Genomic DNA, 26310 nt, shown 5'->3' on the forward strand with positions numbered 1-26310 from the left:
ATTTTTTGCAACTTCGCCTCCTGACCGGCCCCCAGGGCCTGATCAGGAGACGGGGCATTCAGCGCAGCTGGGCGGTGGAGCCGCCCTTCCCTTCCCGATCCACGTCCGGGCTTTCGGCCTGAACCGAGGCGGAAACCGGCTCCCGCAGACTGCGGGCGGAGGCGGAAACATTGACACCGTTACCGACCGCGGTGCCGACACAGAAGACGCTGGCGGTCACCAGCAACATGGTGCGAGCGTTGGCGAGCATGGTGCGATCCATCATTTCCTGTCTCCCGAAGAGAGGTTCCGTCACATCCTGGAACCGGGCTGGTAAATCATTCATGGGGCCATTCTAAAAAAGCCGGAGCGCCCCGTCTGTCGGCCCTCTGTCCCACGGGGTAACGTTTTTTGATGGCCTGTGACAGGACGTGACAAAAACGTAAGGGAATAAAAAAAAAACCCGCACCGGGGGGAGTGGTGCGGGTTGAGAGAAGGCCCATCCAGGGGGGAGGGGGATGGGACTTGGGGGAGTCAATGCACTTTCAACGCCAGTGCAGTGTAGAAAATTCCCCTGGCGCCGTCTGTCGTTGCTCTGTCCCGGCGGGTAACGCTCCATGATGGGCTGTGACACTTCGTAACCGGGTGCCAAGCAACGCAAAGCAAGGCAAAAAAAACCCGCACCGGGAGGAGGTGCGGGCGGAGAGAAGGCCCATCCAGGGGGGAGGGGGATGGGACTTTGGGGGAGTCAATGTACGCTTTCAACGCTTTGCATTCTAAGGACCCGGCCCCGTGGCGTCTGTGGCGATTGGTGGGGGGTTCTGTAACCCGGGGTAAGCTTTCTTGACGGTTTGTAATCACAGCGTCACACCGGGAGGAAAGCCGCGAAAAGCGGAATGCCTTGCCGCCGAGGGCCCTGGGCGGCAAGGCTCCTTCTCCCAGGAGGCCGTCGCCCTCGCCCCGTTTTCCCAACGGCCCGAACCAAGGACAGCCGCCAACCTTGGCCCCGGAGGCCGCAATGTAACGGGACAGGAAAGGTAAGCAGAGAAGGGGCTTAGCGGGAGCTGGGAGACGCCCCTCGGCGGCCTTTTAGCGGCGGTGGCCGAGGCAGCGGCAGCGCCAGAGAAACAGCACCAGGCCGAAGACAGCAGCGGAGAGCACCGCTTTGAGGATATGGGGGCGACCGTCCATGATCAGGTCGAAGCCCAGAACGCCCACCAGGACGCCGAAGGTTTCCGCCACCGGCAGACAACGGCGCCAGCGCAGGCAGCGTTGGCGCCAGGGCCGCAGCATATTGCGCTCAACCATGACGCGGGGCAGGAGGAAGGGGAAGCATGGCGTGGATTTTAAGCATGGACCCGGGGGCCGTCTTGGCGGCTTGCGTGAGCATTTGTGACCGACTGTAACGGTCCCCGCCCCGGCCCGGGGCCGTCCTCACCTCCCCCCCTCAAGCCCGGGGCCAGATCAGGGTGAAGCGGGCGCCCCCCAGGGGGGATGTTTCCGCCAGGGCGCGCCCGCCATGGGCTTCCATGACCTGCCGGACAATGGCTAGGCCCAGGCCGTAACCGCCGCTAGCCCGGTCCCGGGAGCGGTCCAAGCGGGTAAAGGCATCGAAGATGCGCTCCCGGTCCTCTTCCGCCACACCGATGCCGTCATCGTCCACATGGATCAGGGCCTGGTCCCCCTTCAGCTCGGCGCTGACCTGCACCCGGCTCTTGGCATATTTAAAGGCGTTGCGCATCAGGTTACGCACCGCGTAGGGCAGGGATTTCTTGTCCAGGGCCACGGCAGGTGCGCCAGCCAGGGCCCCCAGATCCAGGGTAACGGCCAGGGTCGGCGCCAGCACCCGCAGTTCTTCCACCTGGCCCTCCAGCCAATGGGCCAGATCCGTTGGCACCGGGTTCAAAGCCGCCCCTTCCCGGACAAAGCGGGCATGGGTCAGGCTGGAATCGATCAGGTTGTCCAGTTCTTCCAGATCCCCCTCCATGCCCCGCCAGAGCCGTTCCCGTTCGGACCGTTCGTCGGTGCCGGAGAGCATTTCCAGGGCGAAGCGGAGACGGGCAATGGGGGTGCGCAATTCGTGGGAAATGGCACTGGACAGTTCCCGCTGGCTGGCGATCAGGGTCTGGATGCGGTCTGCCATGCGGTTCAGGGTTTCGGACAAGAGGCCGAACATGGTGCTGCGGGCCGGGGGGGCGCGCACGTCCAGGCAGCCGTCCCCCAGGGAGCGGGCGGTCTGGCGCAGGGATTCCAAATCCCGCCAGATGGGCCGAATCCACATCCACACCAACACGGCGCAGATGAGGCCGATACCGCTCCAGGTCAGGAGGCGGATGCGCAATTCCAGGGGAATGGTGCGCTGATACTCCGGATTCATGTCCGGACTTAAGGGGCCCACCTTGAGCACCAGGCCGGTGCCCTGGATGGGGTGGTACATCACGTCCGACTGGCTGTCGATGCCGATGTCCCCCACGGTCAGCTTGGCCTGCTGCTTGGCAGACAGCTTCACCTCCTCCGGCGTCACCAGGGCCAGGGGATAGGCGAATTTATTGTCCAGTACCAGGATTTCCTTGTGCCACTGGCTCCTGGGATGGCGCTTCAGTTCCTGCTCCACCAGCACAATGGTGCCCCGCATGAAACGGCGGGAATAATCGTCGGTGATGCCTTGCAGGGCAGTGGAAATGGCAAAGTCGGCGATCATCGCCACGCCGACGAAGGAGCCCATGGCCAGCAGGTAAAAATTGAAGAATAGCCGGGACAGGCTGTAGCGGCCCCGGGCCTGGCGGTCGCTCCCCTTTTCCTCTTCCGGCGGCGTCAGGGGAATGCCCATGGCGTTCTCCTCCGGCCCTTGGCGGTCCTGGTGAAAATGGGCCGCTTCCGGCGCAACGGGCCCGGAAGCCTGGGGCTCAGTTCCAGTCATGGCGGCTGAACAGGTAGCCCTTACCCCGCACGGTCTTGATCCGGGAAGGATTGTCCGGATCATCCCCCAGCTTTTTGCGCAACCGGGAAATACGGGCATCGATGGAGCGGTCCAGGCCGTCGAAGCCGATGCCCCGCAGGCGTTGCAACAGATCGTCCCGGGACAGCACCGTGCCCGCATTGCAGGCCAGGAGCCAGAGCAGGTCGAATTCGGCGGTGGTGAGGTCGATGGGCTCCTCCCCCAGGGTGGCGGAGCGGGTGGCTTGGTTGATGTGGAAACGGCCGAAGCTCAGCTCGTCCCCATGGCTCCCTTCCGCCCCTTCCCCGACCGCCGGGGCCCGGCGCAGCAGGGCCCGAATCCGGGCCAGCAGCACCCGGGGCTGAACCGGCTTGGAGATGAAATCGTCCGCCCCCAGTTCCAGGCCCAGAATCTGGTCCATGTCCTCGTCCCGGGCGGTAAGCATGAGGATCACCCCGGCGTAGGTGGGGCGCACGCTGCGGCAGACCTCGAAGCCGTCCTTGCCCGGCAGCATCACGTCCAACACCACCAGGTCCGGAATTTCGGCGGGGATACGGGTACAGGCCGTATCCCCCCGGGGTTCGATGGCCACTTCAAAATCGTTTTTACGCAGATATTCGGCGGTCAATTCCGCCAGACGTTCGTCGTCTTCGACCAGCAGGATGCGGGGAGATGCCATGGTGCGCCACTATGCCTTGGTTGGTTGGGCCCGAGGGCGGAAAAGCCCGAGTTTACCCCGAGTTGCCGCCCGACAGGAGGCCATTCCGCCTGGCTCCCGGCGGGGAACTGTTTCGCCCCCGGGCAGTCTCAACGGGGGCTTGCCCAAAGGGGCGGAAAATCTGGGCAGACCCCCCTTTCCAGCGCCCGCTTAGCCACTGCCGGCGGATGCCCCTTTGCCCTCCCACCCTCGACCCAAGGACTCCCACTCCCATGTACACGGGCCTGATCCACCTCCCCTGGTGGGGCTTCCTCCTGGTAGCCCTGGCTTTGACCCACGTCACCATCGCCGCCGTCACCATTTTTCTCCATCGCCACCAGGCCCACCGCTCTCTGGAACTGGGGGCCCTGCCCGCCCACTTTTTCCGGCTCTGGCTGTGGCTCACCACGGGCATGGTGACCAAGGAATGGGTGGCCATTCACCGCAAGCACCATGCCAAATGCGACACACCGGAAGATCCCCACAGCCCCCAGACCCGGGGCCTGAGGAAGGTGCTCACGGAAGGAGCGGAGTTGTACCGGGCCGAGGCCAGCAACCCGGAAACCCTGGCCCGCTACGGCCAGGGCACCCCGGATGACTGGCTGGAACGTCACGTCTATGCCGCCCATCCCCTGGGGGGCATCCTCCTCACCCTGGCCCTGGACGTGCTCTGCTTCGGCCCCCTGGGCCTGACCCTGTGGGCCATCCAGATGGTGTGGATTCCCTTCTGGGCCGCCGGGGTCATTAACGGTCTGGGCCATTACTGGGGCTATCGCAATTTCAATTGCACCGATGCCAGCACCAATCTCATCCCCTGGGGCATCCTGGTGGGGGGAGAGGAGCTGCACAACAATCACCACGCCTTTGCCAATTCGGCCAAGCTTTCCAACAAGTGGTACGAATTCGACATCGGCTGGGCCTATATCCGGGCCATGGAAATCCTGGGCCTGGCCCGGGTAAAGAAGGTGGCGCCCCGGCTCAAGCTGGCGGCCCTGCGGCCCCAGGTGGACATGGCCACCCTCCAGGCCCTGCTCACCCACCGCTATGACCTGCTGGCCCGCTACGCCCGCAGTCTGCGGCGCAGCTATGGCCAGGAACTGCGCCGTTGGCGGGGCCATCTGGCCCGCCCGGAATGGCGGCGGCGCAAGGAACTCCAGCCCTGGCTGCTGAAAGATCCCCGGCAACTGCCCGGGGAATGGCAGGCCCGGGTGGAGGCCCTGCTCCAGGATCACCCCCAGCTTCGCACCCTTTACGCCATGCGCCAGGAGCTAATCCAGGTCTGGGAACGGAGTTCCGCCAGCCGGGAACAGCTCCTGGCCCAGTTGCAGGACTGGTGCCGCCGGGCGGAAGCCAGCGGCATCCGCCAGCTGGCCGAACTATCTTTCCGGCTGCGCCGCTACGCGGTGAGCTAAAGACCGGTTTAGAATGCCCGGACCCCAAGGCAGGGGTCCGGCCCATGCTCCCCCAGGCCGCCCCAAGGCGGCTTTTGCATTTCAGGTCGCTTCTGGCCATTAGCGCCGGCCCTGCCCCCGAACAAGAAGGAGAAACCCATGTGGCAAAAACTGCGCGGCCGCCCGGCCTTCGCCCTGCTCGCCGTCGGCTGTCTGGGCCTGGTTGGTACGGGCATGGTCATCCAGGACCTGGACAACCTTCAGCCCTGCCCCCTGTGTATTTTTCAGCGCCTGCTCTACCTGGTCATCGCCCTCTGGGCGCTCCTGGGCCTGGTGCTGCCCCGAGCCCATCGGCTGGCCCTGGTACTCACCGGGCTCACTGCCCTGGGAGGCCTGGCCACGGCGGGCTACCAGACCTGGCTCCAGTGGGTGAATGACCCGGCCCTGGAATGCTCCTACACCAACCCCAATCTCATCGAACGCCTGGTGGATTGGCTGGGCACCCGCTTCCCCAGCCTGTTCCTGGCCACGGGCTTCTGCTCCTCCCGGGACTGGACCCTGTTCGACCTATCCATGGCCAACTGGTCCCTGATCTGCTTCGGGGCCATAGTGGGCTGGCTGTGGGTCATCGGTAAAGGGCGCCGGTAGGCCCTCCGGGCACAGCAAAAAGCCACGCGTTTGCGTGGCTTTTTTTATGGGACGCCGAGCGAAGGCCTGCGCGGCCTGGCCAAGGGAACACCCGCCCCGCCCCAACGATCAAGCTGCCAGGGTTTGGGGCTGGGCCTGTTTTTCGTAAAGGAAAGACAGGACGGCCGTCCGGTAGGCCACATAGGCAGGATCATTAGCCAGGGTCAGCCGGTTCCGGGGACGGGGCAACTTCACTTCCAGGATTTCCCCAATCGTTGCCGCTGGACCATTGGTCATCATCACAATTCGGTCGGCCAGCAGCACGGCTTCATCCACATCGTGAGTCACCATGACCACCGTGGCATGGGTGGCCTCGCAGATTTTCATCAGCTCATCCTGCAGTTTGGCCCGGGTCAGGGCATCCAGGGCACCAAAGGGCTCATCCATGAGCAACACCTTGGGTTCCATGGCCAGGGCCCGGGCAATCCCCACCCGTTGCTTCATGCCCCCGGAAATTTCCTGGGGATATTTCTGCTCCGCATGGGTCAGCCCTACCAGGGCCAGGGCCTCCTGGGTGCGCTGCTTCAGTTTGGCCTTACCTTCCTTGCCCCCGAAAACCCGCTCCACCCCCAGATAAACGTTGTCAAAGCAGGTCAGCCAGGGCAACAGGGAGTGGTTCTGGAAGACCACCGCCCGCTCCGGGCCTGGGCCGGCAATTTCCCGACCATCACAGATCAGTCCCCCTTCCGTGGGCCGGGTCAGACCGGCGATCAGGTTGAGCAGGGTGGATTTGCCGCAGCCGGAGTGGCCGATCAGGGCAATGAATTCCCCTTTGCGAATATCCAGGTTGACCTCCTGAAGCGCCACAAAGGGACCTTTTTTGGTGTGGAAGCCCATACCGGCCCGTTGGATCTGTACAAACTTTTCCATGTCAGTTCTCCCCGTAGCTGAAGCGATTCGCCACCAGCACCAGCAGCTGTTCCAAGAGCAGGCCAACCACCCCCACCACGAAAATGGCGATGATGATGTGTTCCACGTTCAGGTTGTTCCACTCGTCCCACACCCAGAACCCCAACCCAACGCCGCCGGTCAGCATTTCCGCCGCCACGATCACCAGCCAGGCCACCCCGATGGCCAGACGCACCCCGGTCAGCATGTAGGGCAGCACGGAGGGGAAGAGAATCTTGGTGAACACCTTCCATTCGGACAGATTGAGCACCCGGGCCACGTTCAGGTAATCCCGGGGGATGCGTTGGACCCCCACGGCGGTGTTGATGATCATGGGCCAGATGGAGGAGATGAAAATCACCCAGATGGCCGCCGGATTGGCGGATTTGAACACCAGCAGGCCGATGGGCAGCCAGGCCAGGGGCGATACCGGGCGCAGCAGACTGATCACCGGGGCGCTCATGCGGTGGAGAAACTCAAAGCGCCCCAGTAGGAAGCCGGCGGGAATCCCCACCAGGGCCGCCAGACCAAAACCAATCCCCACCCGCCCCAGGGAATTGAGGATATTCCAGCCAATCCCCAGATCATTCGGACCATTGCGATAAAACGGATCCGCAAACACCTCCACGGCGGAATGCCAGGTTTTCACGGGCCCAGGCAGCTGGGGGCTGGTCATGGATACCAGGGCCCACAGTCCCACAAAGACAGCCAGGCCCAAAAGGGGGGGCAACAGGATTTTGATAAAAGCCCGCAACCGGCTTTCCCCCTGGCGAGGGGGGCGGTGGCTGCCCTGGGCAGGTTTGCTCTTTACCGGCGCCACGGCCGCCGGGGATTCCGGGCTGGCCGCTGCCATGGCTACGGTCTGGTCTGGGGAGGAAGCCTCCGGGTGGGGGGCTTCCTGGAGGAGAGTCAGGGTGGTCATGGAATAGTCTCCCATTCAGTCAGAATCGGCGGCCACCGGCTTCCGTCCCGGCGGCCCGAGGCGTGATTAGGCGCGGACCTTAAAGGAGGCCGCGTATTTCTTGGGATCTTTACCGTCCCACACCACCCCATCAATAAGCCTGGATGTGCGCATATCGCTCTTGGGCAGGGGCACCCCGACCCGGGCGGCAGCCTGCTTATAGAGGGCGATCTGGTTAATTTTCCTGGCCACCCCCAGATAATCCGGGTCCTGGCGCAACAGGCCCCAGCGCTTGTGCTGGGTGAGGAACCACATGCCATCGGACAGGTAGGGGAAATTGACCTGACCGTCGTTAAAGAACTTCATGTGGTGCTTGTCATCCCAGGTCTTGCCCAGGCCGTTTTCATAGCGCCCCATCATGCGCCCCAGAATCACATCGGCCGGCGTATTCACGTAGGCTTTGCCGGCAATGACTTCCGCCGTTTCCCGGCGATTGGCCAGGTTGGCGTCAATCCAGCGGGAAGCTTCCAGGACCGCACAGGTCAGGGCCAGGGCGGTCTTGGGATACTTGGTCACAAAGTCCGAGGTAGTCCCCAGGACCTTTTCCGGATGATCGGGCCAGACGTCCTGGCTGGTCGCCACGGAAAAACCCACCTTATCCACGATGGCCCGCTGATTCCAGGGTTCCCCTACACAGAATCCATCCATATTGCCGATCCGCATATTGGCCACCATTTGAGGGGGCGGCACCGTAATGGTTTTCACGTCATGGATCGGATTAATGCCGTAGGTCGCCAGCCAGTAATACAGCCACATGGCGTGGGTACCGGTGGGAAAGGTCTGGGCAAACACATATTCCCGCTTTTCCGTGGAAATCAGCTTGCGCAGGGAGGCCCCGTCCGTCACCCCCTTCTGGTGCAGCTGGTTGGAAAGGCTGATCCCCTGGCCGTTGTTATCCAAGGTCATGAGAACGGACATGTCCTTTTTCGGGCCGCCGATCCCCAGCTGCACCCCATAGACTAGGCCATACAACACGTGGGCCGCATCCAGTTCCCCATTGACCAGCTTGTCCCGCACCCCGGCCCAAGATGCCTCCTTGGACGGAATGATCTTGATGCCGTACTTTTTATCGAAGCCTTTGACCGCGGCCATCACCACCGAGGCACAGTCCGTCAGGGGGATAAACCCCACCCGGACTTCCGTTTTTTCCGGCCCATCCGAGCCTGCCGCCCAGGCGGAGGAGGCTGATCCGACACCCAAGCCCATCATGGCCGCCCCCGCACCAAATAAGCCGGCGGATTTGACGAACTCCCGGCGAGACAATTGCACCTCATCTTGGCGCTCCTGTTTCTTGTCCATTTCAGCTCCTAGCCACCAAAAAAAAAAGAAGGCGTCACACCCCCAGCGCTGCAACAAAAGTCGCAGCGTGGAGATGGACGCCTTTGTCCATCAACTCCGGTCACTGATCGCCAAATCAGACCGACATCGGATTGAACCGCCGTTGGTTCAATTGATGAGCAGCATTAAGCAAACCGTATGCCAGGGGCCAAATTATCCAATCATCTACTTATAAATCAAAACATTACACAACACAATGCAAGCAAGCTTTATCCTGAGATCCTCTTTCTAGCCGTTGTCTATCGCACAAGCTCGGTGCAGATTGGCGGCAATCACGCACAAGGCCAGGGAATCGGCCAGGCGCCTCCCCTTCAAATTCCCGTAACACGCCCTCTTTAGGATAAAGCCTTCCCGGAACTGCGCCCCAGGGGCGCCGCAAGCTAGGCCTTTCTCCCTATGAATCTGCCCTTCACCGCCCCCTCCACCCTGCCCCTCCCCCCGCCGCCGTCTGCGGGAAGAACCGGGCGCCGCCTGCCCCATCCCCTCTGGGCCTGGCTGCTGATTATGTTACCGGGGGCCACTTTTTCGGCTTACATGGTGGCCTATCTGGGCACCCATATGTCCTCCCTCCAGGAACTCCACCCGGCTTGGGAATGGAACGCCCTGGCCCTCCGATTTGGGCTGACTCAGTTGCTGCTCCTACCCCTGGTGGCCCTGCTGTGCCGCACCATTGGGCGGCGCTTTCATTTTTCCTTGGGATTACGGGAAGCCATGGTCTTAATTGCCATCACCCCCATTCCCCTGTGGCTTTCCAGCTTCGCCCTGCTCATTCCCAGTCTTTTTTACAGCGAAGTGTTCATTGGCTTCGCTCTGCTCTCCAGCATCCAACTGTGCTTTTCCGGGGTAGATCGGCTCTGTGGCGAGGGGGATGAGGTGGCCAAGTTTCTCCTGGCGGGCCTCACCTGCCTAGGCGGCACCCTAGGGGGGACCCTGACCCTGGCCTCCCTGTTGCTGGCTTAGTCCCCGCCTCGCGCCCCGCCCAAAAGAAGGGACGCTGTCCAGGGTCCCCTTCCCACTTTGCCACCAGCCTCGGGCAATTTTGCGCCCGGGAGGCCTCCAGCCGACCCCGGCCCTTGGCACCCCGAAATATCGGGTCCGCTCCCCTCTACCGCTAGAGTTCTCCCCCTGGGGGCCATCCTCCTGCTCTTACATCAGAGCAAGAGCTTGGCCATAGCCACCATATCCTGAGCCACCTTGGAGAGGCTCTGCCCCCGGTCCATGGCAAGACGGCGGAGGGTGTGATAGGCCTGATCCTCATCCAGCTGACGGGTTTTCATCAAAAGGCCCTTGGCCTGATCGATGATCTTCCGGTCAGAAAGCTTTTGCGTGGCCTGTTCCAGCTCCCGGCGCAGGGCCTGGGTTTCCTCGAAGCGGACCCGGGCCACCTCCACAATAGGCTTGATTCGGGACGGGTCCAGGCCATCCACCACATAGGAAGCAACACCGGCTTTGACCGCCTTGCGGATCACATCCCCGTCGTCGTCATTGGCGAAAATAATCACCGGCCGGGGCATATCCCGGTTCATGGCGGAAAGGTGTTCCAGGGTGTCCCGGCTGGGACTTTCGGTCTCAATCAGGATCACGTCCGGCTTTAGTTCTTCCACCCGCTGGGATAAATCCAGGGCCGAAGCCAGGACGGCTGCCACCTGATGACCGGCCAGCACCAGACCGGCGCAAATATCCGCCGCCCGGCTTTGGGACTCATCGATCACCAGCACCCGCAGCATGGCATCAGGCCCCACAGACTGAGTCGGGCCCGCCGCCCCGCCCTTTCCCGGGAGGGGCCCATCGCAAGCAGAGGAGGTTGGACGTTTGCTACGCACCATAATGGAAAAATTCCACGACCGTTAAAGGGAATCCCCGCAAATTTTGGCCCTTTTTTGCAGCAGAAACCCTGGGCCCCGGGCTACCCCCATCACCACCGATGACAGGCGGTAGCCATGCAAAACACATTCCAGCAAAACAGCAAGGAGCGCCCGCCCGGACGCCCACTCCAGCCCGATCTGAACAATACGCCACCGGCAGCCATCTCCTGGGCACAGTTTCACCCGCCCGCCACCATACGCTTCAGTTCCGGAACACAGGAACCGCAGCTGGTACCGCACTTGAGCTGGTCTTTTAGCCCCTCCACGTCAGCCCCCCGGGCAATGGCGGCGCGGATTTCTGACTCGGAAACATTCAGGCAGTTGCAGATGGTCTTGCCCCGACCGCAGGCCCCGGCGGGAGGCTGGGCCAGGGGCGCCAGCAGCCAGGCGCGGAACTGGGCGACGGGCTGTCGCGCCACGATCAAATCCCGCAACCAGGGTTCCGCCGCCGTTTCCCCGATCAGGCTCAGGCCCATCAGCACCTCCCCCGCCATCAGGGCCCGTTTGGCAATGCCCCGGCAGCTATCCCGATAGGACAGGCAGTCCGGCTGATCCAGGTCCATCAACCGATTCAGAGCCTCCAGCCAAGCCTCGGGCAGCGGGCGATCATGGGCCAGCCGCAGCACCACCGCAGGATGCTCCCGTCCGGCAAGAAACACGGCGCCATAGGCAAAATGGGGCAACCAGCGGGCACAGGCCGCCCCAATTTCCAAAGTGCGCCCCACGGCTTCCTTGGCTTCGGGGAAAGTCCGCATAAACAGGGCCTGATAGGGCAAGGACACCGTTTCTACCCGAACCGCAGCCTGCTTCAACTCCGGCTGCATGGAAAAGGGATCCACCTGATTCAGGGTCAGTTCGTTGGCGCCACTGGAATTGAGCACATTGCGCCCCCAGTGCATGGCCACGAAGGCGTGTCCCGGCTGCAAGCTGTCCGCCGACTGGGCGCGCAGCACCACACTCCCCCGGCGACTGGAAACCCGCACCAGATCCCCCTCCTGAATCCGAAAGCGGGCCATGTCCTCAGGATGAAGTTCGATCCTGGGCTCATCCACATGGCTATAGAGGCGGGCCACTTTGCCCGTGCGGCTCATCCCGTGCCACTGATCCCGCAGACGCCCGGTGATGACCCGCAGGGGGTAATCCCGATCCGGTTCCTCCGCCGCCACCTCCAGGGTGGGCACCAGGAAACGGGCGCGCCCCGAGGGGGTGGGAAAGCGGCCACTCCCATAGAGCCGGGCCTGCCCGGCCCGGGCGCCCCGGGGAAAGGGCCACTGCTGGGGCCCCAGGTCCTCCAGAAGGCCGTAGGTCAGCCCGGAAATATCCAGATCCCGCCCCTGGGTACTGGCGGCATGTTCCAGAAACACCGCCTCCGGTCCGGCGTAGGGAAAGAGGCGTTGGGCCTCCGCCTCCCGGCCCAAGGCGCGCCCCAGGGCCTGGGCAAAGTCCACACCGATGCGCCAATCCGCCCGGGCTTCGCCCAGGGGCGGGACCGCCGGATTCACATGGGTAATGCGGCGCTCCGAATTGGTGACCGTGCCTTCCTTTTCCCCCCAGGTGGCCGCCGGCAACAACAGGTCCCCATAGGCGGCGGTCTCCGTATTTCCGTAGGCTTCCTGAACCACCAGGAATTCGCAGCGCTCCAGGGCTTCCCGGATCAAGGCCTGGTCGGGCATGGAATGGGCCGGATTGGTACAGGCCACCCAGAGGGCCTTGATCTCGCCCCGGCGCACTGCCTCGAACAGGGCCACGGCGGAGGGCCCGGGCTTGCTGGGGACGGAGGGCACCCCCCAGAAATGGGCGATTTCCGCCAGATCCTGGGGATTTTTCATATCCCGATGGGCCGACAACAGATTAGCCATGCCCCCCACTTCCCGGCCCCCCATGGCATTGGGCTGGCCGGTGAGGGAAAAGGGGCCATTGCCCGGCGTTCCCAGACGGCCGGTGGCCAGGGACAGGGCAATCAGGGCCGCCCCGTTGTGGGTGCCATGAACCGACTGGTTTAGGCCCTGACACCAGAGGGACAGGGCCCGGGGGGAGGCGCCCCACCAGCGGGCCGCCTGCACGATGTCCGCCTCTGGCACCCCGCAGATCCGGGCCGCCACCGCCGGCCCCATGTCTTGCACATGGGCCTGCAGCGCCGCAAAGCCTTCCGTATGGGCCTCCAGATAGGTCCGATCCACCAAGCCTTCCCAGATCAGCACATGGAGCATGGCATTGAACAGCCAGATATCGGTACCCGGCCGAATGGCCAGATGCAGGTCCGCCATGGCCGCCGTATCGGTACGGCGAGGGTCCACCACAATCAGGCGCATGTCCGGGCGTTCGCTCTTGGCCGCCTCAATGCGCCGAAAGGCGATGGGATGGGCATAGGCCATGTTGCTGCCCACAATCAGCAGACAATCCGCCTGTTCCATGTCCTCGTAGGAGCAGGGTGGGGCATCCACCCCCAGGGTCTGCTTGTAGGCGGCGACGGCGCTGGACATGCATAGGCGGGAATTGGTATCCACATTGTTGCTGCCGATAAATCCCTTCACCAGCTTGTTGAAGACGTAGTAGTCCTCCGTGAGCAACTGGCCCGACAGATAGAAGCCCACGGATTCCGGACCCTCCCGCTGGATCAGTTCGGCGAATCGGCGGGCAGCCGTTTCCAACGCCTCAGACCAGCTGACCCGCGCCCGGGGCAAATCCCGGGAACGCCGTAATTCCGGGTAGAGCAGGCGGGTTTCGGGCCGGGTACTCAAGTGAAGAGACGCCCCTTTAGTGCACAAGCGCCCCCAATTGGCCGGATGGTCCGGATCCCCCCGCACCCCCAGGATCTGCTGCCCGTCGTGCTGAATCCATACCCCGCAGCCCACCCCGCAATAGGGGCAGGTCGCCCGGGTTTCCTGTAACGGCTGGGGAGCATTCATGGAGCGAAAGACCTTTGTTGGAGTGAAAGAAAAATACCCAAGGTCAGGAGGAAATGCCTTGCCCTGGGACAGGGGAACCGAGAGACCGCCCAGGGAAAGTCATTGCCGCCACCCTCACGGCAGTTGAACCCACACCTGATCCGCCACCAGGGAGACCGGATAGGGGGGCGTACACCCCACATCGGGGGCCACCGCCTGACCGCTCGCCAGTTGAATCTTCCAGCTATGCAGGGGGCAGGTGACAACGTCGCCATGCACCATGCCCTGGGACAGGGGGCCCCCCTTGTGAGGGCACTTGTCGTGCACCGCGAAAATGCGATCGTCCCGGGTACGGAACAGGGCCACGTCCAGGCTACCCAGGCGCATCACCCGGGAGCCCAGGACGGGGATTTCCGCCAGGGAACAGGCCGAGTGCCAGCCTTCACCGGCCGGTGGCTGATTTTGAGTCGTGATATTCATGATTTAAGCCTCCAGAATTTGAAATTCCCGCTGTAGCGCCCCATCGCCCTCGGGCTTGGTCCGTTCGGCCCAGGGGTCCTCCGCCCGCGCCAGGGCATCCTTCAGTCGGGCGTAAAGCTCCCGGCGCCGTTCCGGGTTATCCACCACCTGGGCCTTGATGCTATCCAGCCCCACCCGGGCCACGTAATGCACGGTGCGCTCCAGGTAGAAGGCCTCCTCCCGGTAGAGCTGGAGGAAAGCGCCGGAATATTCCATCACCTCCTCGTCCGACTGCACCTTGCAGAAGAACTGGGCCACTTCGGTCTTGATGCCCCCGTTGCCAGCCACATACAGCTCGTAGCCCCCATCCACACCGATCACCCCCACATCCTTGATGCCGGATTCGGCGCAGTTCCGGGGACAACCGGAGACGGCCAGTTTCACCTTGTGGGGGCTCCACATGCCGAACAGCATTTTTTCCAACTTGACCCCCAGGTCCATGGAACGCTGGGTGCCGAAGCGGCAGTGTTCCGCCCCCACACAGGTCTTCACGGTGCGCAGGCTTTTACCGTAGGCATGGCCGGAAACCAGCCCGGCCTGGGCCAGATCCGCCCACATATGGGGCAGGTCTTCCTTTTTGACCCCCAGCAGGTCGATCCGCTGGCCCCCGGTCAGCTTGACCGTGGGCACCTGGTATTTTTCTGCCGCATCCGCAATGGCCCGCAGTTCCGCCGGGGTAGTCAGCCCGCCCCACATCCGGGGCACCACGGAAAAGGTGCCGTCTTTCTGGATGTTGGCGTGGGCCCGTTCGTTAATGAACCGGCTCTGGGGATCGTCGGCAGCCTCCTGGGGCCAGGTGGATAGGCAGTAATAATTCAGGGCCGGGCGGCAGGTGGGGCAGCCATCCGGATTTTTCCAGTCCAGGGCAGCCATGGCCCCCCGGGCCGAGAGCAGATGCCGCTCCCGAATGGCCTGACGCACTTCCCCGTGGGAAAGCTCGGTGCAGCCGCATACCGGCTTATCCTTGCTGTCCGTGGTTTGGTAAGCCCCGCCAACGGTGGAAGCCAGAATCTGCTCCACCAAGCCGGTACAGGAACCGCAGGAACTGGAGGCCTTGGTGTGCTTACGCACCTCTTCCAGGGTGAACAAGCCTTTTTCCTTGATGGCCTTGACGATGGTGCCCTTGCACACCCCGTTGCAGCCACACACCTGGGCGTCGTCCGGCAGGGAGGCCGCCAGGTTCTCGCCCTTGTGCCCCGTATCCCCCAGGTGGGACTGGCCGAACAGCAGATGGTCCCGAATCTCGGACACATCCTGCTTGTCTTTCAGCAATTGGAAATACCAGGAACCGTCCGCCGTATCCCCGTACATCACGGCACCGACCAGATGCTTGCCCTGAATGACCACCCGCTTGTATATCCCGGCGCCCGGATCATGGAAAACCACGTCTTCCATTCCTTCCCCGCCGGAGAAATTGCCGGCAGAGAAGACATCGATCCCGGTGACCTTGAGCTTGGTGGAGGTCACGGACCCCTGGTAGCGGCCAATCCCCATCTGGGCCAGGTGATTGGCGCACACCTTGGCTTGGTCGAAGAGGGGCGCCACCAGGCCATAGGCGATGCCCCGGTGTTCCGCGCATTCCCCGACGGCGTAGATGGAGGGATCGTAGGTTTGCAGGGTATCGCTGACCACCACCCCCCGGTTGCAGTACAGACCGGCGGCCTTGGCCAAGTCGATATTGGGACGGATACCCGCCGCCATGACCACCAGATCGGCGGGCAAAATTTCCCCATCCTTGAATTCAATGGCGCCGACTCGCCCCGCTTCGGAGGGCAGCAGGGCCGCCGTCTGCTTTTCCAGAGCGAACTTCAAGCCCTTCTTTTCCAAAGCCCCCTGGAGCATCCTGGCCGCCGTGCGGTCCATCTGACGCTCCATGATCCATTCGGACAGATGGACCACGGTAACGTCCATACCCCGAATCGCTAGCCCGTTGGCAGCTTCCAAGCCCAGCAGCCCGCCACCGATCACCACCCCATGACGGTAATCCCGGGCCGCCTCGATCATGGCCTGGGTATCCGCAATATCCCGATAGCCGATCACCCCGGGCAGCTCCTTCCCGGGAACCGGGAGAATAAAGGGGCTGGAGCCCGTGGCCAGCAGCAGACGGTCGTAATGGGCAACCGTTCCGTCTTCGCCGATCACCTTTTTATGAATCCGGTCGATAGCCACGACCTTGGTGCCCGCATGCAGGGTAATGCCGTTTTCCTGATACCAATCCAGGTCGTTGAGCATGATGTCGGGGAAAGTCATTTCCCCGGACAATACGGGGGACAACATGATGCGGTTGTAGTTACCGTATGGCTCTGCGCCGAATACCGTAATCTCGTACATATCCGGTGCCAGCTTGAGCAGCTCCTCCAGGGTCCGCACCCCGGCCATACCGTTTCCCACCATTACCAGTTTCTGTTTTGCCATCGCCGTTTCTCCAAAAAACAATCTAATTTCCAAGGGGTTCAAGCCACCCGGCGCTGGGGGCAAAGGGGGGCAGGTCCATCTTTAGCCCCCGGCGTGCCGGCTATCGCCGCTTGCCAGGCCAACCCCACCACATCTCCCACCACGATCAGGGCCGGTGCGAGCAGACCGGCGGCATTCACCCGAGCCTCCAGATCAGCCAGGGAGCCGATCACCTGCCGCTGCCCCGGCAAAGTCCCCTGGGCGATCACTGCAGCCGGGGTTTGAAAAGGCAGGCCACCGGCCAATAGGCCCTGACAAATGGAGGGCAGCCGGGAAAGCCCCATGTAAATCACCAGGGTGGTGCCGGTTTTGGCCAGGGCAGCCCAATCCGGCTCACCGTTTTCCCGGGTATGGCCGGTGACCAGGGTTACCCCATGGCAGTAATGACGATGGGTGACAGGAATGCCCAGGGTGGCAGGCACCGCCAGGCCGGAGGAAATACCCGGCACCACTTCCACCGGGATGCCCTGCTGCCCCAGAAACGCCAGTTCCTCGCCGCCCCGACCGAATACCAGGGGATCTCCCCCTTTCAACCGGACGACCCGCCTTCCCTGGCGGGCATAGCGCAGCATTAAGCGTTGGATGAAATCCTGGGGGGTGGCTTTTCCCCCGCCCCGTTTGCCGACCCGAACAATGCGGGCATGGGCGGGGACGTAGTCCAGCACCTCGGAGCCAACCAACTCATCCACCAACACCACCTCCGCCTGCCCCAATCGCTGGGCACCCCGCAGGGTCAACAAATCCCCAGCGCCAGGCCCGGCCCCAATCAGGCATACCCCGCCCGTCCCAGCCGCCCTGATTCCTTGCTTTTGGGCCATACCGATAAACCTCCCGGGCCAGACCAATCCGCAAAAAAAAACGCCTGCCCGCGAGTAATCGCAGGCAGACGTCTTTGTCCTGAGGTAACACCGCCGTTGGCGTTACCGATGTCCTTTTAAAGCATGGCCCGTGCCATTCTGCTTTTTTCCCCGCCAGAGGCCGAATGGGCGGCTGCAGCCCTATTTCCCGTCACGCCCCAAAGCCAGCCCCATGCACCATGATGAACACGCATTCCAGGAATCACGCTCCAAATGAGGGCTTAAAGAGGGACACCCCCACCCGGCTGGCAGCACAGTCCCCCTCTCCGATTCCGCCCCCCCGGTTCCGCCTCCGGAGACACCGCCCGTTCTCCCATCTTCACCCAACCGAGCGGCTGGCTTCCCAGGTAAGGATTGGAGTCGGCCGATATCCCGCCACACTCAATGGGGAGTAGAGATCAGGGACTCCGAACGGCATTCAGGGGCAAATTTCCCACAAGCCCACCGTTATTTCCCAATCTGGCGGCTAACACCATTTTCCTGCTGGTTCAAAGTATGCCGCTCTTGCCCCGTAATGTGCCCGCCATTCTGTCGAGCCATGTCCCGTTCTTCCTGGCGGATTTGATGGTCTTCGCGGTGCAACTGATGGGCCTGTTGTTTGGAGATTTCCCCTTCCCGGACCTCTTTGTTAATCCGCCGATCCTGGTCATGCAGGCGTTGATTCACCGCTTCCCGGCGGGGATGCGCCTTCTCCCACTGACTCTCCCCGGCAAAGGCTGATCCTACAGCCCCGAGAGACATGATGGCGATCAGGGTCAGGGCGGCGATTTTCCCGGTCATTTTCGGCATTTGGAAACTCCTTAAGCGGTTTGATTGATTCACCAGGGAAATGTCCTGATGTGCAGAAATTAACGCCCAGCCCAGATCTCGGTATGACCGTACAGAGGTAACAACTTAGCGCCAAAGGTTACGAAAAGTTTCCGTGCCCCACCATAATCAATGGCCACCCCACTCACTCCGCCCGAGCAATTGCCATCGTTGCTCTTTAAATCCGCCCCATGACGGAGCCCGCCCTCAGTAGGGCTAGCGCAAAAGTGCCTTTTTCCGCAACAAAAGCCCACCGCCCCATCCCCCTTCAGGTATTCGCAAAAGAAATCAGGGGAACCAGGAGAAAAATCGGGTTGCGCCCCAAAAGCTCTTTGAGACAAAGGAATTCGCAACAAAACCCCGTATCTGACAAAGCTGATAGGCCCACTATTACTCTTAGCCCCCGCCGGTCTTCCAGGATAGCCAGGAGGCCCCAGGAAGGTTCTAAAGTAAATAAACGGCAGAGCGGGAATGAAAAGCTATAGGCCGCCCCGAGATTTTGGGCTTGTAGGCGCACCAAGGGCGTTCAAGTCTCACTGAGGGCTTGAGAACCAGGGATGGAATGGGCTTCTTGGAAAAGGCAGTGGGTGATTTTGTCACCCTGCTGCCACCCTAGCGTCACTCTGAAACCGATGCGGGGAGGCTATGGGGGAAATCTGACAAGGATAGACAGAAAAGAAAAAAGCCCTGATTTCTCAGAGCTTTTCTTGAATTCCTGGTCGGGGTGAGAGGATTCGAACCTCCGACTCCTGCGTCCCGAACGCAGTACTCTACCAGGCTGAGCTACACCCCGACGGCTGTTGGCGAATGAGACGACGCTTACGGGGAACGTCGTTCAGTAGCTTCTCGCTACAGCGAAGAGGGCTAATTCTATCAGCGAATCTTTGTATTGAGAAGCCGGAAGGGTATCCAGGGCCCGGATAGCGGCCTGGGATTCCACGTCCGCCTGCTTCCGGGTGTGGTCCAGGGCACCCGTGGTCCGGATGGCGGCCAGCACCTTGGCGAAATCGTCCCGGCCCCCTTCCTCGATGGCATGGCGCACACAGGCGGCCTGCTCGGGGGAACCGTGTTCCATGGTGTAAATAAGCGGCAGGGTAGGCTTGCCTTCCGCCAGATCGTCCCCCAGGTGCTTGCCGGTTTCCGCCTCATCGGCGGAATAATCCAGCACATCATCGATGAGTTGGAAGGCGGTGCCCAGGTGCATGCCATAGGCCGTCAGCCCCGCTTCCACGGCGGGAGACGCCTGCCCCAGGATGGCGCCAATCTGGGCCGCGGCCTCGAACAACTTGGCGGTCTTGTAATGGATCACCTGAAGGTAGCGGGTTTCATCCACGTTGGCGTCGTGGCAATTCATCAATTGCAGCACTTCCCCTTCCGCAATGATGTTGGTGGCGTTGGCCAGCACCTGCATGACCCCCATGTTGCCGGTAGCCACCATCATCTGGAAAGAACGGGAATAGAGAAAATCCCCCACCAGAACGCTGGCGGCATTGCCAAACAGGTTGTTGGCAGTCTCCCGGCCCCGGCGCAGATCGGACTCATCCACCACGTCGTCGTGGAGGAGCGTGGCGGTATGGATAAATTCCACCACCGCCGCCAGGTTGTGGTGTTCCACCCCCTGATAGCCCACGGCACCGGCGGCCAGCAGCACCATGGCCGGGCGCAGCCGCTTGCCGCCGCTGTTAATAATGTATTCGGCCACCTGCCGCACCAGCACCACATCGGAATGGAGCTGACGGCGGATAACCGCGTCCACGGCCCCCATGTCGGGGCCAATCAGGGAATACAGCTTGTCTAGCGCCACAGGATTTCGAGAACAAAGGAGTGGAAAGGGGGCTTCTTCAACCACGAAAGGCGAGGGAAAAGATAGCCAAACCGCCGCATCTTAGGCGCCCGCGCTTAAGGCCGTCAAGGGAAGCCAGGAGCGGGAAAGCCGCGCCCGCCCTATCCCGGCCGCCGCCCCCCGGAAAATCCGCCGAAGCCTTTGACTAACAACCAAAAATCCGTATAATGCGCGGTTCTGCACTTCAATCCGTTTTTTGGAGCTTCCAACAATGTATGCGGTCATAAAAACCGGCGGCAAGCAGTATCGCGTCGTCGCTGGCGAAAAACTTAAAGTAGAACAGATACCGGCAGAAGTTGGCGCGCAAGTCACCCTCGACCAAGTCCTCATGGTAGGCGAAGGCGAGTCCGTGAAAATTGGCGCCCCGCTGGTTCAGGGTGCTGCCGTTCAGGCCACCGTGTTGGCCCACGGCCGCCACGACAAGGTCAAGATTTTCAAGATGCGCCGTCGTAAGCATTACCAAAAGCATCAAGGACATCGGCAAAACTTCACCGAGATCCGCATCGACGGTATCTCGGCCTGATCGAGGAGTAGCACAGCATGGCACACAAAAAAGCTGGCGGTAGTTCCCGTAACGGCCGCGACTCAGAATCCAAACGCCTGGGCGTCAAGCGCTACGGTGGCCAAGTGGTAGTGCCGGGTAACATCCTGGTGCGCCAACGGGGCACCGAGTTTCACCCGGGTGAAAACGTAGGTATCGGCAAGGATCACACCCTGTACGCCCTGACCGGCGGCCGGGTGGAATTCACCATCAAGGGTGAAAAGCGCCGTCGCACGGTGCGCATCGTTCCCGTTGCCGCTGCCAACTAAGCAATTTTCCTGACAGCCTTAAAAGCCCTATCCTGGTGATAGGGCTTTTCTATTTCTCAGCCATGAAATTCATCGACGAAGCCAAAATTCTGGTCATCGCCGGCAAGGGCGGCAACGGTGTTGCCACCTTCCGGCGGGAAAAATACATTCCCAAAGGCGGCCCGGACGGCGGCGACGGCGGCCGGGGCGGCAGCATCTACGCCATTGCGGATCGCAATATCAACACCCTGATCGACTACCGCTATACCCGGAAATTTCTGGCGCAGAACGGGGAAAGCGGCCGGGGCGCCGATTGCTACGGCAAAGGCGGGGATGACATCACCCTGCGCATGCCCGTGGGCACCGCCATCAGCGACCTCAACACCGGGGAGCTGATTGCCGACTTGGATACGGACGGAAAAAAATTCCTCATCGCCAAGGGTGGTCAGGGCGGCTTGGGCAATATCCACTTCAAGTCCAGTACCAACCGAACCCCTCGCCAGTGCACCAAAGGTGAACAGGGGGAAGAGCGGGAACTGAAGCTGGAGCTCAAGGTTCTGGCCGACGTGGGCCTGCTGGGTCTCCCCAATGCGGGGAAAAGTACCTTCATCCGCTCCGTTTCCGCCGCTAAACCCAAGGTGGCCGACTACCCCTTCACCACCCTGCACCCCAATCTGGGCGTGGTCCGGGTGGATGACAACAAGAGTTTTGTCATTGCCGACGTACCGGGCTTGATTGAAGGCGCGGCGGATGGGGCCGGCCTGGGACACCGCTTCCTCAAGCACCTCTCCCGCACCCGGCTATTGCTCCACATTGTAGATTTGGCCCCCACGGACCCAGACGCCGATCCGGTGGCCGAAGCCAAGGCCATCGTGGCCGAGCTGGAAAAATTCAGTCCGGACCTGGCGGCCAAACCCCGCTGGCTGGTGCTCAACAAGCTGGACCTGGTTCCGGAAGAAGAACGGGAAATCCGGCAGACCGCTTTCCTGGAGGCCTATCAGGCCGCCACCGGCACAGCTCCCCGCCACTTCGCCATCACAGCCATCAGCGGTGACGGCTGCCGCCCCTTGGTCTATGCCATCCAGCAAACCCTGGAGACCCTGGTGCCGCCGCCCCCGCCAACAGACGACGAAGAGGATGAGGATGCCGGGGATGCCCCGGCCACCCCGGACAGCACTACCCAAAATCCAGCAGACGAGGTTTAATTCTGCCCGGGCGTCCCGGGGAACCGGGCGCCCTGTCATTCCCGTCACCTAAGACGCGGAAGGTGGGACCGGCCTAACCGCTCTCGCACCCGGGTTTTCGCCCGGCAACCCCGCCTTCCTCGTGTTGTTCCCGCACAAACAGGAAGGCTTCATGTCCCCCACTTCCCGCATTGCTCAAGCCAAACGACTGGTGGTCAAAGTCGGCAGCGCTCTGGTCACCAACAACGGCAAAGGTCTGGATCTCCCGGCCATTCACGCCTGGGCGAAGCAAATCGCCCAACTCAAGGGCCACAAAAAAGAAGTCGTACTGGTCTCATCCGGCGCCATCGCCTGCGGCATGCAACGCCTGGGCTGGGATAGCCGCCCCAAGGCCGTCCCCGAGCTTCAGGCCGCCGCCGCGGTAGGGCAAATGGGCCTGGCCCAGGTCTATGAGACCGCCTTCTCCGAACACGGCATCAAAACCGCCCAGATTCTGCTCACCCACGATGACATGGCGGACCGCAAGCGCTATCTGAACGCCCGGGCCACCCTGACCACCCTGCTGGCTTTGGGAGTGGTGCCCATCATCAACGAAAACGACACGGTGGTGACGGACGAAATCAAGCTGGGGGATAACGACACCCTGGGAGCCCTGGTGGCCAACCTGGTGGAAGCGGACGCCCTGATTATCCTTACCGACCAGGACGGGCTGTTCACCGCCGACCCCCGCAAGGACCCTGCCGCCACCCTTATTCAGGTAGCCGCCGCCGGAGACAAGCAGCTGGAATCCATGGCGGGCGGCGCCGGTACCAGTATCGGCAAGGGGGGCATGATCACCAAAGTTCTGGCCGCCAAGCGGGCAGCCCGCAGCGGCGCCGACACAGTCATCGCCAGTGGCAGGGAAGCCAATGTGCTGCCCCGCCTAAGCCAGGGCGAAAGCGTAGGTACCCTGCTCCAGGCCGAACACCCCCCCATCGCCGCCCGCAAACAATGGCTGGCCGATCACCTGCAAATGGCGGGGCGGATTTTCCTGGACGCAGGCGCCGTCAAAGCCCTGCGGGACGGCAGCAGCCTGCTCCCAGTGGGAGTAACCCGTATCGAAGGGGAATTTGAACGGGGCGCAGCGGTGCGCTGCATGACCCCAGAAGGCAAGGAACTGGCCCGGGGCCTAGTGAACTACAGCAGCGACGACGCCAACAAAATCGCCCGGCAATCATCGGACCACATAGAAGCCATCCTGGGCTACGCCGGAGAGCCGGAGCTGGTGCACCGGGATAATCTGGTACTGGTAGGTTAAAAGGAACTTTGACCGAGTTTTGTCCGAAGAAAAGGGCCCCAAACTTCAACCATTCTGAGACTAGATTTTAAGCATAAAAAAACGGGCGCCGAAGCGCCCGTTTTGCTTTCTGATCGGAGAACCGATTAGAAGGAGTGACGGATACCAACACCCAGGACTTGGGGATTGGAACCAGCGGCAACGCCAGTATCCAGACCACCGGTGGAAGAGTAGCCAACCGGGCCATTGGCGAAGTTGAAGTTGGACTTATCCTTGTTGTCGATGCGGGTGTACAAAGCATAGACTTGGGTGCGCTTGGAGAAGTTGTAACCATAGCGCAGGGTCCATTGGTTCGCACCGGTATCGCTGTTGCCTTGCCCCGGATGCAGCGTGGACACCAGATTGCCACCCAAATCGCTAGCGTGTTGATAAGACACCGCAAATTCATGGGCACCCAGAACGTGCTTCAAGCCCAAGAAATAGGAGTTACGGTTCAGGTCGGTAGAACCACCAGAGGTGATATCCATATCACCTTTGTAATGTTGGTACATACCGACCAAGGTGGTACCTTGACCGAAGTCATAGGAAGCAGCCAGCAAGTTGGCTTTGTGGTCTTCGGCGCTCAGACCAACACCAGCAGCAGCACCAACGCCAACATCATTCAGTTTCAGGTAAGAATAAGCCAGCTTCAGGCCACCATTGGCGTAATTCAAAGCCAAGTTCCAGCCGTAGGGGTTGGTGGTGGCAGTGTTAGTAGCCACATCTTCAGAAGACTTGGCGGCGTTAGGCACGTAGGCGATCACACCAGAAAAGCCGTTGAAGGAAGGAGAAGCGTAGGCGATAGCGTTGGTACGGAACACCAGGTTAACAGCGCCCAGAGCTTTACCGAACACACCATTGTCAGAGCCAGACCCAGCGGACCCGGGAACCACGTCAAAACCGGTCACGATGGAACGGTAGGGAGTGGAAACATAGCCACCCAGCACGGTACCGAAGTTGCCGGACAGAGCAACGAAGGTGTCACGCTTGGAACCGAACAGGCTACCGGTGTTGGCGCCAACGGCGGAAGGAGCAACGGTATTGCCGTTGTTGGCGGAGGTGCTGTTAGCCAGATCGACGGTGGATTCGAATTGGAACAGAGCCTTCAGGCCATTGCCCAGATCTTCACTACCCTTGAAGCCCAGCAGGGAAGAATTAGTGTTCAGGCGGGTGCGGGAGTTAACGTTGGTGCCGTTGTCGGCAGCGCTATCAGCCTTAACTTGTTCGAAAGAAGCATCAGCAACGCCATAAATGGTGACGTTGGACTGGGCGAAGGCACCGGCGGAGGCCAGGCCGGCAACAGCCAGGGCGATCAGTTTCTTTTGCATTAGAGAATCTCCTTTTGAGATTTGGACAAGGTCTTCGGCAGATGCCTGGACCCCGAAATTACCTTCCCCGAGAGGAAGCTGGCTGCATTGTGGCAAAGGGCCAGGGGGGGAGCAACGGTTGGATGGCTTTCTTTATAGCGCCCGGGCAACAGTGTTGTGTTTTTGCAACACACCGTTTTTTAGGGCGCTTGCATAGGCAAACAAAAGGCCTAGATACCAATCAGGACGGGCCGGATCAGGGGAAGGGGAGAGACTTATCCCTTGCTGACGCGGCCTGTTTAACAAAAGCATCCGGAGGTTTTCTGAGGCCGCCCCGATTTCCCTTCGGGACAAATTAAGCTCTCCCAGCAGGCAATCGCCGCCCCATTGGCCTCTGTAGTAGAGAAGAGTAGGCGAAATTAGAGCCCTTCCCCTGGGTTGGCTGGCCGGCGTTCCCGAAGCGCCCCAAACGCGCTCCGCTATGCCAGCAAACGGCCTACATAGACAGAAGGGTGGAGAGGGAAGCCAGCTGGGCCACTAGGGGGCACCATTACTTCTAGCACTAGACTTGGAAGGCGCACCTTTCAGGCAAGGCGTTTCCGCTGCCCCCCAGCCTGCCCACCCGCCACCAAATAACCTGGGACTACTAAGTGGAATTTCCACAAACAGGCGCCCCAAAGGCCGGAGCCCCAAATTTCCCTAGCCCTCCGCCGCCCCGCTTCCTGCAAAAAACAGCCGTTCCAGGGCCTCACCCGGGTCCGGCTCCCGCATGAAGGCTTCCCCCACCAGGAAGGCGTGGATGCCCTTACCGGTCATGAGAGCCACGTCGGCGGGGGTGTGGATGCCGCTTTCCGTAACCACCAGTTTGTCGGCGGGCACCCGGGCAGCCAGGTCCAAGGTGGTTTGCAGGCGGGTCTGGAAGGTACGCAGGTTGCGGTTGTTGATGCCCACTAGGGGCGTTTGCAGGGCTAGGGCCCGGTCCAGCTCAGGGGCGTCGTGGGATTCCACCAGCACGGCTAGGCCCAGGCTCAGGGCCAGGGCTTCCAGCTCCACCATGAGGCCCTGGTCCAGGGCGGCGACGATGAGCAGTACGGCGTCCGCCCCCATGGCTCGGGCTTCGTATATCTGGTAGGGATCCACCACGAAGTCCTTGCGCAGCACGGGCAGGATAACCGCAGCCCGGGCGGCCTGGAGGTATTCGGGCGCCCCTTGGAAATACTGGCGGTCGGTGAGCACGGAAAGGCAGGTGGCACCGTGGGCGGCGTAGCTTTTGACAATTGCGGCGGGATGGAAATCGGGCCGGATGATGCCTTTGGAGGGGCTGGCCTTTTTCACCTCGGCGATGACCGCCGCCTGGCCTGCTTTGGCACGGCCCATCAGGGCCCCGGCGAAATCCCGGGCCGGGTTGTCCCGCACCGCCGCTTCGGCTTCCGCCCGCAGGGCGGCCAGGGGCTTAAGGGCGGAGGCGGTGGCGATTTCCTCGGCCTTGGTGGCCAGAATTTTTTCCAGTATGTCGCTCATGATGGGGGCAAAAAAAGAAGGAAAAGAAAGGGGTCAGGGGAAATCGCCCCCTGGCAAAGGTTGCGTGGAAAAGGGAGGGGAA

At 61.8% G+C, this 26310-nt stretch carries 23 protein-coding genes and 1 tRNA gene; 7 read left to right on the top strand and 17 right to left on the bottom strand.

Annotated elements, in window-relative coordinates:
* Positions 1-58 precede the first annotated feature (58 nt).
* The 4 genes from Azoinq_RS04005 to Azoinq_RS04020 all read right to left on the bottom strand — a co-directional run bounded on the left by Azoinq_RS04005 (position 59) and on the right by Azoinq_RS04020 (position 3596).
* Positions 59-265 carry a hypothetical protein gene (locus Azoinq_RS04005; protein WP_216125644.1) on the bottom strand — a complete coding sequence of 69 codons (207 nt, stop codon included), beginning with the start codon at positions 263-265 and terminating at the stop codon, positions 59-61.
* Positions 266-1068: 803 nt separating this feature from the next.
* Positions 1069-1287 carry a hypothetical protein gene (locus Azoinq_RS04010; protein ID WP_216125642.1) on the bottom strand — a complete coding sequence of 73 codons (219 nt, stop codon included), beginning with the start codon at positions 1285-1287 and terminating at the stop codon, positions 1069-1071.
* A 139-nt stretch (positions 1288-1426) separates the two neighbouring features.
* On the bottom strand, positions 1427-2809 hold the full coding sequence (locus Azoinq_RS04015) for an ATP-binding protein (RefSeq protein ID WP_216125639.1): 1383 nt from the start codon (positions 2807-2809) through the stop codon (positions 1427-1429).
* A 76-nt stretch (positions 2810-2885) separates the two neighbouring features.
* The gene (locus Azoinq_RS04020; protein ID WP_216125636.1) at positions 2886-3596 is read right to left on the bottom strand and encodes a winged helix-turn-helix domain-containing protein; all 711 of its coding nucleotides are present in this window, start codon (positions 3594-3596) and stop codon (positions 2886-2888) included.
* 251 nt (positions 3597-3847) lie between these two features.
* Here Azoinq_RS04020 and Azoinq_RS04025 point away from each other — a divergent pair, with 251 nt between their 5' ends.
* Both Azoinq_RS04025 and Azoinq_RS04030 read left to right on the top strand, forming a co-directional pair.
* Positions 3848-5026, top strand: a complete 1179-nt coding sequence (locus Azoinq_RS04025; RefSeq protein ID WP_216125633.1) for a DesA family fatty acid desaturase — start codon at positions 3848-3850, stop codon at positions 5024-5026.
* A gap of 138 nt (positions 5027-5164) precedes the next feature.
* A complete protein-coding gene (locus Azoinq_RS04030; RefSeq protein ID WP_216125624.1) occupies positions 5165-5653 on the top strand; it encodes a disulfide bond formation protein B in 489 nt (162 codons plus the stop codon).
* A gap of 108 nt (positions 5654-5761) precedes the next feature.
* On the opposite strand, the gene Azoinq_RS04035 is transcribed toward Azoinq_RS04030, so the two are convergent.
* From Azoinq_RS04035 to Azoinq_RS04045, 3 genes are all read right to left on the bottom strand, one after another.
* Positions 5762-6562 (bottom strand): ABC transporter ATP-binding protein, encoded by an 801-nt coding sequence (locus Azoinq_RS04035; protein WP_216125621.1) that lies wholly within the window; start codon positions 6560-6562, stop codon positions 5762-5764.
* 1 nt (position 6563) lies between these two features.
* Positions 6564-7502 (bottom strand): nitrate ABC transporter permease, encoded by a 939-nt coding sequence (gene ntrB / locus Azoinq_RS04040; protein WP_232368549.1) that lies wholly within the window; start codon positions 7500-7502, stop codon positions 6564-6566.
* Positions 7503-7568: 66 nt separating this feature from the next.
* Entirely contained in the window at positions 7569-8750 is a 1182-nt protein-coding gene (locus Azoinq_RS04045; protein WP_216132228.1) for a CmpA/NrtA family ABC transporter substrate-binding protein, read from the bottom strand.
* Positions 8751-9275: 525 nt separating this feature from the next.
* On the opposite strand from Azoinq_RS04045, the gene Azoinq_RS04050 reads away from it, so the two are divergent.
* On the top strand, positions 9276-9839 hold the full coding sequence (locus Azoinq_RS04050) for a DUF1282 family protein (protein WP_216125618.1): 564 nt from the start codon (positions 9276-9278) through the stop codon (positions 9837-9839).
* A gap of 191 nt (positions 9840-10030) precedes the next feature.
* Here the strand turns inward: Azoinq_RS04050 and Azoinq_RS04055 are convergent, their stop codons facing one another.
* The 8 genes from Azoinq_RS04055 to ispB all read right to left on the bottom strand — a co-directional run bounded on the left by Azoinq_RS04055 (position 10031) and on the right by ispB (position 20073).
* Positions 10031-10621: an ANTAR domain-containing response regulator gene (locus Azoinq_RS04055; RefSeq protein WP_232368550.1), complete on the bottom strand. Its 591-nt coding sequence runs from the start codon at positions 10619-10621 to the stop codon at positions 10031-10033.
* Positions 10622-10923: 302 nt separating this feature from the next.
* Positions 10924-13653 (bottom strand): nitrate reductase, encoded by a 2730-nt coding sequence (locus Azoinq_RS04060; protein ID WP_216125615.1) that lies wholly within the window; start codon positions 13651-13653, stop codon positions 10924-10926.
* A gap of 114 nt (positions 13654-13767) precedes the next feature.
* Complete coding sequence (nirD, locus tag Azoinq_RS04065) at positions 13768-14112, bottom strand: nitrite reductase small subunit NirD (protein ID WP_216125603.1); 345 nt, start codon at positions 14110-14112, stop codon at positions 13768-13770.
* A gap of 3 nt (positions 14113-14115) precedes the next feature.
* Positions 14116-16566 (bottom strand): nitrite reductase large subunit NirB, encoded by a 2451-nt coding sequence (gene nirB, locus Azoinq_RS04070; protein ID WP_216125600.1) that lies wholly within the window; start codon positions 16564-16566, stop codon positions 14116-14118.
* A 38-nt stretch (positions 16567-16604) separates the two neighbouring features.
* A complete protein-coding gene (gene cobA / locus Azoinq_RS04075; RefSeq protein WP_232368551.1) occupies positions 16605-17345 on the bottom strand; it encodes a uroporphyrinogen-III C-methyltransferase in 741 nt (246 codons plus the stop codon).
* 564 nt (positions 17346-17909) lie between these two features.
* Entirely contained in the window at positions 17910-18251 is a 342-nt protein-coding gene (locus Azoinq_RS04080) for a hypothetical protein (RefSeq protein ID WP_216125594.1), read from the bottom strand.
* A 734-nt stretch (positions 18252-18985) separates the two neighbouring features.
* A tRNA-Pro gene (locus tag Azoinq_RS04085) sits at positions 18986-19062 on the bottom strand.
* A gap of 42 nt (positions 19063-19104) precedes the next feature.
* A complete protein-coding gene (gene ispB / locus Azoinq_RS04090; RefSeq protein WP_216125591.1) occupies positions 19105-20073 on the bottom strand; it encodes an octaprenyl diphosphate synthase in 969 nt (322 codons plus the stop codon).
* Between the two features lie 250 nt (positions 20074-20323).
* On the opposite strand from ispB, the gene rplU reads away from it, so the two are divergent.
* The 4 genes from rplU (at position 20324) to proB (ending at position 23382) form a co-directional block, all read left to right on the top strand.
* Positions 20324-20635 (top strand): 50S ribosomal protein L21, encoded by a 312-nt coding sequence (gene rplU / locus Azoinq_RS04095; RefSeq protein ID WP_216125588.1) that lies wholly within the window; start codon positions 20324-20326, stop codon positions 20633-20635.
* Positions 20636-20652: 17 nt separating this feature from the next.
* On the top strand, positions 20653-20922 hold the full coding sequence (gene rpmA, locus Azoinq_RS04100; RefSeq protein WP_216125585.1) for a 50S ribosomal protein L27: 270 nt from the start codon (positions 20653-20655) through the stop codon (positions 20920-20922).
* A gap of 62 nt (positions 20923-20984) precedes the next feature.
* Entirely contained in the window at positions 20985-22106 is a 1122-nt protein-coding gene (gene obgE / locus Azoinq_RS04105) for a GTPase ObgE (protein ID WP_216125583.1), read from the top strand.
* Between the two features lie 151 nt (positions 22107-22257).
* On the top strand, positions 22258-23382 hold the full coding sequence (proB, locus tag Azoinq_RS04110) for a glutamate 5-kinase (protein WP_216125581.1): 1125 nt from the start codon (positions 22258-22260) through the stop codon (positions 23380-23382).
* A gap of 125 nt (positions 23383-23507) precedes the next feature.
* Here the strand turns inward: proB and Azoinq_RS04115 are convergent, their stop codons facing one another.
* On the bottom strand, positions 23508-24728 hold the full coding sequence (locus Azoinq_RS04115) for a porin (protein ID WP_216125575.1): 1221 nt from the start codon (positions 24726-24728) through the stop codon (positions 23508-23510).
* A gap of 678 nt (positions 24729-25406) precedes the next feature.
* A complete protein-coding gene (gene trpC / locus Azoinq_RS04120; RefSeq protein WP_216125573.1) occupies positions 25407-26228 on the bottom strand; it encodes an indole-3-glycerol phosphate synthase TrpC in 822 nt (273 codons plus the stop codon).
* Positions 26229-26310: the final 82 nt, after the last annotated feature.

The sequence above is a fragment of the Azospira inquinata genome (assembly GCF_018905915.1).
Lineage (GTDB): Bacteria > Pseudomonadota > Gammaproteobacteria > Burkholderiales > Rhodocyclaceae > Azospira > Azospira inquinata.